The sequence below is a fragment of the Cellulomonas sp. P2_B4 genome, assembly GCF_056404795.1.
In genome coordinates, this window is sequence record NZ_JBFUDI010000003.1 from 411,236 (window position 1) to 423,297 (window position 12,062).

Consider the following 12,062-nt stretch of genomic DNA (forward strand, 5'->3'; position numbering starts at 1 on the left):
CTCTAGCCCCGGGACACGCAGAACTGGTTGCCGTCCGGGTCCGCCAGGACGGTCCACGCGAGCGGACCCTGCTCGTGCTCGGCGACGACCGTGGCGCCCACACCCTCGTCGGTCAGCCCGGTTCGGCGGCCTTGTCGACGGCGCCGCCGTAGCGCCGGTCGCGGCTCGCGTACGTCTCGACCGCGCGCCACAGGTGCCGGCGGTCCACGTCCGGCCACGGCTCGTCGAGGAACACGAGCTCGGCGTAGGCGGCCTGCCAGATCATGAAGTTCGAGGTCCGCTGCTCGCCGGAGGACCGCAGGAAGAGGTCGACGTCCGGCAGCTCGGGCTCGTCGAGGTACTTGGCGAAGAGCTTCTCGTTGACCTTGTCGGGCTTCACGCGCCCGGCGGCGACCTCCCGGGCGATCGCCTGCGCGGCGTCGGCGATCTCGGCCCGGCCGCCGTAGTTCACGCACATCGTCAGCGTGACGGTGGAGTTGTTCCTGGTGAGCTCCTCGGCCGTCTCCAGCTCGTTGATCACCGACCGCCACAGCTTCGGGCGGCGGCCTGCCCAGCGCACGCGCACGCCCCAGGAGTTCATGAGGTCGCGACGGCGGCGCAGGACGTCGCGGTTGAATCCCATGAGGAAGCGGACCTCGTCGGGAGAGCGTGACCAGTTCTCGGTGGAGAACGCGTACGCCGAGACGTACTCCACGCCGATCTCGATGGCCCCGGCGACGACGTCGAGCAGCGACGCCTCCCCCGCCTTGTGACCCTCGACGCGCGGCAGCCCGCGCGCGTTGGCCCAGCGGCCGTTGCCGTCCATGACCACGGCGACGTGCTTGGGCACGAACTCCTTGGGGATGGCCGGCGGGCGGGCGCCGGAGGGGTGCGGGTACGGCGGTTCGACGGAAGGCACGACGGACATTGTGCCGCCCCCCACGATCTGAAACCGAAGGGTTGCACTATGTCGTGCCCCGGGGATACCGTGATACGCAACCTTAAGTTGCCTATCGGAGAGGAACGACACACCATGAGCACGAGCCTCACCCTGTCCTTCAGCGTCGACCAGTCCCCCGCGGAGGCCTTCGCGGCCGTCACCAACCCGCGCGGTTGGTGGGCCGGACCGCCCGCACCCACCGAGCCGCAGTACGACGGCAGCACGGACGCGCTCGGCGACGAGTTCAGCTATCGGGTCACGGACGTGCACTACTCGAAGTTCCGCATCACCGAGCTCGTGCCGAGCAGCCGTGTCGCCTGGCTCGTGCTCGACAGCGACCTCACGTTCATCGAGGACCGGCAGGAGTGGACGGGTACCACCGTCACGTTCGACATCTCCGAGCGCGACGGCCGCACCCAGGTGGTGTTCACGCACGTCGGCCTGGTCCCGGACCACGAGTGCTACGAGGTCTGCGACGACGCGTGGAGCTCCTACATCCTGGGGAACCTGCGCCGCTTCATCGAGACGGGCTCGAAGGACCCGGCACCCTCCCGCTTCGCGACAGCGCTCGCCTGAGTCGGTGGCCGATGGTCGAGAGGGAGGTCAGACCCTCTCGACCATCGGCAGCGAGCGCAGCTGGCGCTCGAGATGGAACTGGCAGAAGGCCGCGACCAGGCCGTTGCCCTCGCCGCGGTGCCGCTCGGCGCTCGCGTCGGCGACGGACCAGTCGCCGGCCAGCAGGGCAGCCAGCAGCTCGAACGTCTGCGGGGCGGGTGCCGCGGCGCCCGGCGGTCGGCAGGCGCGGCAGACGGCGCCGCCCGAGGCGATCGCGAAGGCGGAGTGCGGACCGGGCTCGCCGCAGCGGGCGCAGTCGGTGAAGCTCGGCGCCCAGCCGGCGACGGCCAGCGCGCGCAGCAGGTAGGAGTCGAGGACCAGCCCCGGGGCGTGGTCGCGGCCAGCCAGCGCGCGGACCGCGCCGACGAGGAGCCAGTACTGCTGCACCGACGGCTCGCGCTCGGCCTCGACCAGACGGTCGGCCGTCTCGAGCATGACCGTGCCGGCCGTGTAGAGCGTGTAGTCCTCGCAGACCCGCCGGCCGTACGCGCCGAGCGTCTCGGCCTGCGTGACGATGTCGAGGTTGCGGCCCGTGCTCAGCTGCACGTCGACGTGCATGAACGGCTCCAGCCGCGAGCCGAACCGGGAGGTCGTCCGGCGCACACCCTTGCCGACCGCACGCACCTTGCCGTGCGACCGGGTCAGGAGGGTGACGATGCGGTCGGCCTCCCCCAGCTTGTGGGTGCGCAGCACGATCGCCTCGTCGCGGTAGAGGCTCACGTGCTCATTCTCTCCCTCGCCACCGACACGACGGCTCGGCGCGCGGGGCAGTCGGTCACGGATCGCGCGGCAACGTCAGAACCCGAAGGTCATGACCGCCTGGACGGAGCCGGCCGCGAGCGCGTCCAGCACCGCGCGCTCGTGCGGCACGACCGGGTCGGGCAGGGCGTCGAACGTGAACCAGCGCAGGTCCGCGGCCTTGTCGGCCTCCTGGAGGGCAGGCTCGCCCGTGAACCGGCGGCACTCGAAGAACCAGTCGACGCGCTCGTCGATCGGGGCGCCCGTCCCGTTCGTGCGATGCATGCCCGTCAGCCCGACGAGGTCGGCGGCAGCCACGCCGATCCCCAGCTCCTCGCGCGCCTCACGGATCGCGGCGTCGACCACCGACTCCCCGCGCTCGACGTGCCCGGCCGCCGCGCAGGCCCAGTAGCCGTCCATGTAGCCGGTCCCCCGCCGCAGCTGCAGGAGGACCTCGTCGTCGCGACGAAGTACCACGTAGGCGGCCGGGACGACCTGGAACCTGTCCATGCGGCCACCCTAGGTGCCGCGCCGCCGGTGCCCGCCGAGGCGCCCGCCGGTGATGGTGGCGGGGTGCGTGGAGCGGGGACCGGCAGCGCGACGTCGGCGCTCGGTGCCGTCTCGGGGTCGCCGAGGCAGCACCGGGCGCGCCAGGGCGAGCCGCCGTCGGTGGTGCGGCGCCCTGGGCGTCAGGGGGTGCGTCGGGTCAGCGCTCGTGCCGGTTGACGGCCGAGATGATCGCCTTGAGCGAGGCGGTCGTGATGGAGGGGTCGATGCCGACGCCCCAGAGGATCTCGTCGCCGATCGCGCACTCCACGTACGCGGCCGCCGCGGCGTCCCCGCCCGACGAGAGCGCGTGCTCGGCGTAGTCGAGCACCGCCACGTCGACGCCCAGGTCCTTGAGGGCGGAGACGAACGCCGCCACGGGCCCGTTGCCGGACCCCTGCAGCGTGCGCTGGACGCCGCGGTCGACGAGGTCGACCTCGAGGGTGTCCGGACCGTCCTCGACGCTCGTGCCGCGCGTGCCGCGCAGCGAGAACCGGCCCCACGGTGCGAACGGGCTGCCCGGCTCGACCGGCAGGTACTCGTCGTTGAAGATGTGCCACAGCTCGTCGGCCGTGACCTCGGTGCCGTGCTGGTCGGTGTGCTTCTGCACCACCTGCGAGAACTCGATCTGCAGCCGGCGCGGGAGGTCCAGGTCCTTCTCGGACTTCATCAGGTAGGAGATGCCGCCCTTACCGGACTGCGAGTTGACGCGGATGATCGCCTCGTACGAGCGGCCCACGTCCTTCGGGTCGATCGGCAGGTACGGGACGGCCCAGACCAGGTCGTCGACGGAGACACCCTGCGCCGCCGCCGAGACCTCCATGGCCGTCAGGCCCTTCTTGATGGCGTCCTGGTGCGACCCGGAGAAGGCCGTGAACACCAGGTCGCCGCCGTACGGGTGGCGCTCCGCGACGGGCAGCTGGTTGCAGCGCTCGACCGTGCGGCGGATGTGGTCGATGTCGGAGAAGTCGATCTCCGGGTCCACGCCCTGGCTGAAGAGGTTCATGCCGAGCGTGACCAGGTCGACGTTGCCGGTGCGCTCGCCGTTGCCGAAGAGGCAGCCCTCGATGCGGTCGGCGCCGGCCAGGTAGCCCAGCTCGGCGGCCGCGACGGCCGTGCCGCGGTCGTTGTGCGGGTGCAGCGACAGGACGACGCTCTCGCGGTAGCGCAGGTTGCGGCTCATCCACTCGATCGAGTCGGCGTAGACGTTCGGGGTGGCCATCTCGACGGTCGCCGGCAGGTTGATGATCACCTTGCGGTCGGGCGTCGGCGCGAGCTCCTCGAGCACGGCGTTGCAGATCCGCAGCGCGTACTCCAGCTCGGTCCCCGTGTACGACTCGGGCGAGTACTCGTAGAACACGTCGGTGTCGGGGACCAGCTCCTCGTACTTCTTGCAGAAGCGGGCGCCCGAGACGGCGATGTCGACGATGCCGTCCTCGTCGGACCGGAACACGACCTCGCGCTGCAGGGTCGACGTCGAGTTGTACAGGTGCACGATCGCCTGCTTGGCGCCCGCGATCGCCTCGTACGTCCGCTCGATCAGGTGCTCGCGCGCCTGCGTCAGGACCTGGATCACCACGTCGTCGGGGATCAGGTCGTCCTCGATCAGCTTGCGGACGAAGTCGAAGTCCGTCTGCGAGGCGGACGGGAAGCCCACCTCGATCTCCTTGAAGCCCATCTGCACCAGCAGCTCGAACATCTCGAGCTTGCGGGCGGGGTTCATCGGCTCGATCAGGGCCTGGTTGCCGTCGCGCAGGTCCACGGCGCACCAGCGCGGGGCCTTGGTGATGCGGCGGTCCGGCCACTGACGGTCGGGCAGGTCGACGCGGATCTGCTCGTGGAAGGGACGGTACTTGTGCACCGGCATCGACGACGGCTTCTGCGCGCTCGTCTCCAGATAACTCATGGGGTCCTCGTCCTTCGGGGCGTTCGGCGGGGGGTCAGCCGGCACACGCGACACCGCGACGAGGATGCGGCCTAGAGGGCCTCGTCGCGGCAACGAAGAAGGAGGGTGATCCCGAGCACGATGTCACCGTACCCCGAACACCGGACCCCTCCGCAACCTGTGCCACAGGACGGGATCGCACGGGTCACCGCAGGGCCACCAGCGCGTCGTCGCCGACGGCGTAGAGCTGCGTGCCCAGCTGGACGACGCGGGTCGTCGACGGGGGCAGCGGGAGCTCCCACTCGATGGTCCCCTCCGCCAGGTCGACGGCGACGAGGACCGGCCGGTCGTCGAGGCCGCCCCGGACGACCCCGATCCGTCGGCCGTCCGAGACCGCAGGCCCGGACACCGCACCGAGGTCGCGCACCCAGACGACCGCACCGTCGGCCGCGTCGAGCCCGGCGAGGGTGCCTCCGTTGCGCACGACGACGCGTCCGGCGGCGTCGACCGACACCCGGGTCGCCTGCGTCGGCGTCTGCCAGGCCTGCTGGTCGAAGCCCGGACGGTACGCCCGGACGCCATCGACGCCCAGACCGTCCGAGGTGAACGTGAAGCCGGACGACCCGTCGGACACGTCGACCGAGAGCACAGACCCCTCGGCGGTGAGCCACGGGTCGCCCTCGCCGGTGGACAGCGAGGAACGGGCGACGATCGCCGAGCCCAGGATCCGGTACTGCTCGCGCACGAGGGTGCCGTCGGCGACGAGCCGGGTCTCGTCGACCCCGAGCGCCTCCGTCGACCGGGCCTGCCGCTCCCCCGTGGCGGCGTCGAGCAGGAGGGTGCTGTCGTTGCCGTTGGCCATGACCAGCCCGCCCCCGACGACCAGCCGGATGCGGCCGTTGGTCGACGACCGGGCCGTGACGAAGCGCTCGGTCTCCCAGACCTTGCGACCGGTCAGCAGCTCGATCCGCCGGATCGTGAGCCGCCCGAACACGTACGACGCGACGACGAGGTCCGAGCCCGCCGCGGCCGTCGCCATCACCCAGCCGGCCACGGGGTGGTGCGCTCGGACGGTCCCGTCCGTCGGGTCGATCGCCCAGAGCGTCCCGACCCCGACGTCGCTGTCCGGCACCTGGGCGAGGTCGCGCCGGTCGGGCGTCGGCGTGGGGCCGGAGACGCAGGCGAGCAGGTCCCCGACGGACTTGCACGTGACCGAGTCTGGCACCGGGGCGGCGCCGAGGGGGATCGCCCAGCGGCCCGCGCCCGTGATCGCGTCGAGGCCGACGATCTGCCGGTCGCGGTCCTCCACGGAGCCGGTGGTCACCACGACGACGTCGCCGACGAGCAACGGCGCCGCCGATCCGTCGACCTGCGCCGTCCAGCGCACCTGCGGCGCCGCACGCAGCGAGTCCACCGCGCCGACGAAGGCCGCCGGTCCCAGCACCTCGGCACGCTCACGCGCGCTCAGCCACCCAGGCCCGACGAGGACGACCGTGGCGAGCAGGCCGACGACGGCCAGGACGACCGCGCCCGCGGTCCCGGGCCGCCGGGAGGCGAACGTGCGCGCGCCGGTGGCGGCCTCGTGCAGGCGTTCGGGCGCAGACCGGACGGGCGACGACGTGTCGTTCGCGTCCTCGTCCAGTCCCACGAGCTGCATCGCCGGCCGCTCCGCCAGGCGTCGCTCCGCCATGGACCGACTCTAGGCCGCTTCTAGGCCGTGGGGCCGGGTAGCTTCACGAGCCGCATCGAGCAGTCCCCGAAGACCACGGTCGAGCCGACGCGCAGCCGGACCTGCTGGTCGACCCGGCACAGCACCTGGCCGCCGTCGGGCAGCGTCACGACCGTGCCGTTGGTCGAGCCGCGGTCCGCCACCCAGACGCCCCCAGGCTCGACGCCGATCTGCAGGTGGGTCTTGGACACCGACCGGGTCGGGTCGGGGAAGCGCACCAGCTGCACCGGCACGTCCGAGGCCGGGTTGCGGCCCACGAGCGCCGTCCGCTCGATGCTGACGCGGCGGCCGTCCGACAGCTCGAACTCCGCCGCCGGGCGCTCCGGCACAGGCGGCGGACCGGTGATCAGGTCGGCGCGCGGCGCGGCCGGACGGGTCAGCTCCAGCTCGGGCGTGAGCCCGTAGCCCAGCCCTGGACGCACCACGGGGATGGTCCGCGTGTCGAGGTCCGGGCTGCTGCGCCGCGGGGTGACCGGGGCGAGGACGAGCGCCGGCTGGCTCCCCGTCGGGGGCCTCGGCGCCGAGGCCCGGTCGGGCACGGGCGCCGGGTTCCGCGGGGGCGCCGGCTCCGTCGCGACCGGCCGGCTGCGGCGCGGTGGCTGCTCGGCCGCGGCGAGGACCGAACGGCGGACGTCCAGCACCTCGTCGCCGGCGGCGCGGTCGTGCCAGCCGCGGTTGCGTCGCGTCCGGTCGAAGAACGGCGAGAGGAGCACCACGACGGCACCGACGAGCAGGACCACGGCACCGGCCGCCACGACCACGCTGCGCACGAAGATGCGTGCGACGCCCACGGGCTGGCGCGTCTCGACGTCCAGCGTGCGCACCCCGGTCGCCAGGCGGCCGAGGGTCCAGCCGTACCGGCCGTGCAGGAGCCACTGCGTCAGGACGAGCGCACCCGTGAGCGCCAGTCCGACCGTCATGAGCCCCAGGGCGTCCTCGGACGCGGGCGTCGACGGCTCGGCGCGCGCCCAGTCGACGACCCCGAGGGCGATGAGCCAGCCACCGACGGCGAGCCAGACGACGGCGTCGAGGAGCACCGCGACGAACCGAAGTCCCATCGAGGCGGGGGGCGCGGCGTCTGCGCGTGCGTACCGGGCGTTCACCTGGGCTCCCTGGTGTGGGGTCGGTCGTGCGTGGGCATGGCGGGCAAGGGCAGGGGCACGGTCATGGCTACGAGACGACGGTCGGTCGCCGGTCCGCGCGACGACGCCGCTTCTCCTGCCGCAGCGAAGCCGTCGACAGCCGGGCACGGACGCGTCGTCGCCAGCCCACGCTGTGCGCCATGGCGTCGACGGCCACCTGGACGTCGGCCCAGTACGCGGCCGCCTGCTCCGGGCTCGGCGTCGCCGTGCTGAACACCGCGCGATCGGCGGACCGGGCGAGCGCCCCGACGCGGGACGCGACCAGAGCGCCGTCCGGCACGTCCTCGAACGACGCCGCCAATGCCTTGGCGGACTCGTTGCGCGTGGCGAGGCCGCCGGTCGGGTGCCGCAGGTCGCGCGCGACGTCGAGCACCTCGTCCCAGCCGCCGGCCACGCGGTCCACGAGGTCCGCGCTGCGCCGCCGGCGGCGGCGTCGGCGGGTCTTGAGCAGCACGATCACCACGAACGGTGCCGCGAGCAGGATCAGCGGGATGGTCGCGACGCCGGCGACCTGGGTCACCCGGAGCCACAGCGGCGAGCTGCTCGCGTCGGGGGCCGGGTCGTCCGTCTGCGGCTGCTCGGTGTCCTCGTCGGGAGGGTTGACCGCGGGCGGCGGCGGGGGCGGAGGCTGGACGACCTGCGGGTCGGGCTCGGTCTGCTTGTCCTTGTCGTTCTCCTGCGGCGTCTGCTCCGGCGGCGGCGTCGGGTCGAACGGGATCCAGCCGTAGCCCTGGAACGGGATCTCGACCCACGCCTGGATGTCCTTGCCGGTCACCGTGACCGGGCCGTCGACCGGTGCGCCCGTCGCGTCCGCGCCGGGCTTGAAGCCGAGCACCACGCGCGCCGGCAGACCCATCTCGCGCGCCATGAGCGCCAGCGCGGCGGCGTACTGCTCGCCGTCACCGACCATGACGTCGCCGCCGAGCAGCGACGTGATGCGGTCGGCACCGTGCCCGGACAGCGACGCGTAGTCGCCCGCGTCGACGATGCCGTGGCTGAAGTAACCCTGTTCGTTGAGCCAGCTCGAGAGCGCCAGCGCGATCTGCGCGGGGCTGCCCGCGTCCCGCGCGACGTCGGCCGCGGTGATCGAGACGATGTCCGGCACGCCCGCCAGCGCGGGCTGCGCGACGTCGGAGGCGGGCGCGCGGCCGACCGTCTTGGGGTCCGTCGCCGGCGGCACGACGACCTCGACGTCGTACGACAGCCCCTCGTGGACACCGCCCGTCACGACCGCTGCTCCGGTCGCGTCGTTGTACCGCAGGCCGTTCGCCGCGGTCGGGTCGGAGACGTCGAACGAGGTGGCCGACCCCACGGTGGGCAGCCAGACGCCGCCGAGGTTCTCGATGTCGAACGACACGCGCGCCTGCTCGCCGCGGGCGCTGGACTCGATCACGTCACCGACGCGTCGGAACTCGCCCGAGGCCTGCGCCGAGCCGTCGCCCGCGACGTTCCAGACGACGCCGTCGTACCGGTCCATCGTCGCGAGCCGGACGCGCGCGCCCTCGGGCAGCCCGGTGACGGTGAACAGGGGCGTGTCGGCCTCCTGCTTGACGAACTCCCGGAACGCGGACAGCGGGCTCGGGTAGTCGCGGGGGTCGAACGGCGGCACGATCTCGTCGCGCACCACGAACCGGTCCGACGACGCCACGACGGCGGGCGCGCCGAACATCCCCGCGGCGACCGCGACCAGGAGCAGCATCGTCGTCGCGACCACACGCTGGGGCCGGAAGGCACCCGCGCGCCATGCCGCCCACGGGAGCAGCACCACGGCGAGCACGGTCCCCGTGACGATCGGCGACACCGACGGGGTCCGCGTCCCGAGCAGGATCGCCCCGACGACGGCGACGACGGGCACGACTGCTGCGGACGCACCGGCCGCCGGACGCCGTGAGCGCAGCGCGAGCGCGACGGCGACCGCCGCGCCGACGAACGCCATCGTGTACATCGCGACGAGCAGGGTGCCGCTGGTACCGATCGGCGGCTGCAGCGTGAGCACCTGCTTCCACGTCGACGCCAGGCCGCGGGCCAGGGCGACGACGGTCTCCCCCGTCGGCACGAACCGGGAGATCGTCGTGCGCGGTGCGGCCAGCGGCCCACCGGCCAGGAAGAACACGACCACGAGCACGGCCACGACGGTCAGCGCCGACCAGCGGCGCCAGGCGCCGACGGCGGCGACGGCAGCGCCGAGCAGGAGCCCGCCGACGAGCGCGGGGACGGCCGCCTGGTCGCCGTAGACCGACAGCAGGGGCAGCAGCGCGAGCCCGAGCGCACCGAGCAGCACCACGGCGTCGACCGCGCCGACGCCGAGTGCGCGCGGGCGGGCGGCTGTCCTCATGCCGTCACCCGCCGCAGCAGCCGGGGCAGGTCGTCGAGCGACCCGATCGTCGCCAGGCTGAGCGTGCCGTGGGTGCGCACCGTGATGTCGGCGCCCCGCTCGCAGCGCACGACGACGGTGCGGGTCCCGGCGGGCACGTGGCGCGAGCCGAGCCGCAGCTCGGCCGTCGAGGGCTCCGAGCCCGTGACCAGCATGGCGACGGACGCCTCGGGCGCCTCCTGCGCGACGCGCCGGCCGAGCAGTGCCATGCCCGCGCCGCTCGGGTGGAGCTCCAGCCCTGAGCAGTCGTCGAGCAGCAGCGGGGGCGTCTCCACCCGGAGCTTGCCCGGGCCTGCGATCATCGCGAGCTCACGCTCCTCGCGGATCGTCTGGACGCCCACGGACGCGATCACGGAGACGGCCAGCTCGAACTCGTCGTCGTCGGCGTAGTCCCGCGGGTCCGTCGCCAGCGCGATCGCCGTCTGCGTGCGCCGCGTGTCCTCGAACTGCTTGACCATGAGGCTGCCGCGCCGCGCGGTCGTCCGCCAGTGGATGTACCGACGGTCGTCCCCGGCCACGTAGTCGCGCAACGCGTGGAACGACAGGTCCGAGTCGGACAGGTCGCGGGTGGCCTGCCCCTCGAGGTCGCGCAGCAGCCCCGAGCTGGCGCCCGCCAGCGAGACGAGCAGCGGGTGGACGAAGAGCTCGACCGGCCGCGTCCAGCGCACGCTGCGCCGCGCGAGGCCGAACGGGTCGCCCCGCACCGAGCGCACGGGCCCGACGACGATGACGGCGCGCTTCGCGGTCGGGATCGCGAACAGGTCGTCGTGCTCCGCCCCGGCACCGAGGGCGGGCACCGAGAACTCGGCGGTGACCGACCCGACCGGGAGCTCGACGCGCGACGGCAGCGACCGGCGCCGTGCCACGTTGCGCACCTCGAGCCGGCCGAGGGCGCGCTCCCCCACCTTGACGCGTCGGTCGGCCATGTCGAGCGTGATGGCGTACCGCGAGCGTCCGACGGTCATCAGCAGGGCGACGAGCAGCACCGTCATCAGCGCGGCACCGATCGAGGCGAGCTCCAGCCACCCGAGGCGTCGGCCCAGCAGCAGGCTGAGGAGGGCGACGACCGCCACTCCCCACCCGACCGGTGAGACCCGCAGACCCATGGTGCTCAGGCCGCCCGCAGGGCCGGCGGCGCGGTCGTCTCGAGGATGCGGGCCAGCACGTCGATCGCGGTGACCCCGGCGAACTCGGCCTCCGTGTCGAGGATGAGGCGGTGCGCGAGAACCGGCTGAGCCAGCTCCTTGATGTCGTCGGGGATGACGTACTCGCGGCCCGCGGCCGCCGCCCAGACCTTCGCCGTGCGCACGAGCGCGAGCCCGCCGCGCACGCTCGCACCGATCAGCGTCTGCGCGTCGTCGCGCGTGGCCTCGGTCAGGCGCGCGACGTAGTCGAGCACCACGTCGTCGATGTGCACGGTCTGCGCGAGGTCCGCCATCGTGCCCACGGCCTCCGTCGTGATGCGGGCCTGCAGGTTGGTCGTGCGGTCCTTGGCGCCGGCCAGGATCTCGATGGTCGAGGACCGGTCGGGGTAGCCGAGCGAGGTCTTGATGAGGAAGCGGTCCAGCTGCGCCTCAGGCAGGCGGTACGTGCCGGCCTGCTCGATGGGGTTCTGCGTCGCGATGACCATGAACGGGCGGCCGACGGGGTGCGTGACGCCGTCGACCGTGATGTTGCCCTCCTCCATGACCTCGAGCAGGGCGGCCTGCGTCTTGGGCGACGCGCGGTTGATCTCGTCGGCGAGCACCACGGACGCGAAGATCGGGCCCGGGTGGAACTCGAACCGGTGCGTGCCCTGGTCGTAGATCGTCACGCCCGTGACGTCCGACGGCAGCAGGTCCGGCGTGAACTGGATGCGGTGGTGGCTGCCCTGGACCGTGGCTGCCAGCGCCTTGGCCAGCGACGTCTTGCCCGTCCCCGGTGCGTCCTCGAGCAGCAGGTGGCCCTCGGCGATCATCGCGGTCAGCGCGAGGCGGACCGTGTGGTCCTTGCCGAGCAGCGCGAGGCCCACGTTGGACACGAGGGCGTCGAACGTCTCGGCGAACCAGGTGCTCTGCTCGGGGTCCATGTGTGCGTTCTCCAGGTGATCGGTCGTCGGGTCGTTCTCGATTGCG

The 12,062-nt window shown here is 73.0% G+C and carries 11 protein-coding genes; 1 reads left to right on the top strand and 10 read right to left on the bottom strand.

The features are described 5' to 3' along the window. Positions 1-2 precede the first annotated feature (2 nt). The gene (locus AC1DZC_RS06865) at positions 3-101 is read right to left on the bottom strand and encodes a VOC family protein (RefSeq protein WP_477042702.1); all 99 of its coding nucleotides are present in this window, start codon (positions 99-101) and stop codon (positions 3-5) included. A gap of 11 nt (positions 102-112) precedes the next feature. Beyond that, the gene (locus AC1DZC_RS06870; RefSeq protein ID WP_477042703.1) at positions 113-907 is read right to left on the bottom strand and encodes an isoprenyl transferase; all 795 of its coding nucleotides are present in this window, start codon (positions 905-907) and stop codon (positions 113-115) included. 105 nt (positions 908-1,012) lie between these two features. On the opposite strand from AC1DZC_RS06870, the gene AC1DZC_RS06875 reads away from it, so the two are divergent. Next, positions 1,013-1,495 carry an SRPBCC family protein gene (locus AC1DZC_RS06875; RefSeq protein WP_477042704.1) on the top strand — a complete coding sequence of 161 codons (483 nt, stop codon included), beginning with the start codon at positions 1,013-1,015 and terminating at the stop codon, positions 1,493-1,495. Between the two features lie 27 nt (positions 1,496-1,522). Here AC1DZC_RS06875 and recO read toward each other — a convergent pair whose 3' ends face one another. From recO to AC1DZC_RS06915, 8 genes are all read right to left on the bottom strand, one after another. Then, complete coding sequence (gene recO / locus AC1DZC_RS06880; RefSeq protein ID WP_477037921.1) at positions 1,523-2,254, bottom strand: DNA repair protein RecO; 732 nt, start codon at positions 2,252-2,254, stop codon at positions 1,523-1,525. Between the two features lie 75 nt (positions 2,255-2,329). After that, positions 2,330-2,782, bottom strand: coding sequence for an NUDIX hydrolase (locus AC1DZC_RS06885; protein WP_477042705.1), 453 nt, complete (start codon positions 2,780-2,782; stop codon positions 2,330-2,332). Positions 2,783-2,978: 196 nt separating this feature from the next. Then, a complete protein-coding gene (leuA, locus tag AC1DZC_RS06890; protein ID WP_477037923.1) occupies positions 2,979-4,724 on the bottom strand; it encodes a 2-isopropylmalate synthase in 1,746 nt (581 codons plus the stop codon). A 184-nt stretch (positions 4,725-4,908) separates the two neighbouring features. Next, positions 4,909-6,393 (bottom strand): outer membrane protein assembly factor BamB family protein, encoded by a 1,485-nt coding sequence (locus AC1DZC_RS06895; RefSeq protein ID WP_477037924.1) that lies wholly within the window; start codon positions 6,391-6,393, stop codon positions 4,909-4,911. A 20-nt stretch (positions 6,394-6,413) separates the two neighbouring features. After that, positions 6,414-7,535, bottom strand: a complete 1,122-nt coding sequence (locus tag AC1DZC_RS06900) for an RDD family protein (RefSeq protein ID WP_477042706.1) — start codon at positions 7,533-7,535, stop codon at positions 6,414-6,416. A gap of 67 nt (positions 7,536-7,602) precedes the next feature. Continuing rightward, positions 7,603-9,909: a transglutaminase TgpA family protein gene (locus AC1DZC_RS06905; RefSeq protein ID WP_477042707.1), complete on the bottom strand. Its 2,307-nt coding sequence runs from the start codon at positions 9,907-9,909 to the stop codon at positions 7,603-7,605. Beyond that, a complete protein-coding gene (locus tag AC1DZC_RS06910; RefSeq protein ID WP_477042708.1) occupies positions 9,906-11,054 on the bottom strand; it encodes a DUF58 domain-containing protein in 1,149 nt (382 codons plus the stop codon). Before AC1DZC_RS06910 ends, AC1DZC_RS06905 begins: the two co-directional genes overlap by 4 nt. 5 nt (positions 11,055-11,059) lie before the next feature. Beyond that, positions 11,060-12,016: an AAA family ATPase gene (locus tag AC1DZC_RS06915; RefSeq protein ID WP_477038096.1), complete on the bottom strand. Its 957-nt coding sequence runs from the start codon at positions 12,014-12,016 to the stop codon at positions 11,060-11,062. Positions 12,017-12,062 lie beyond the last annotated feature (46 nt).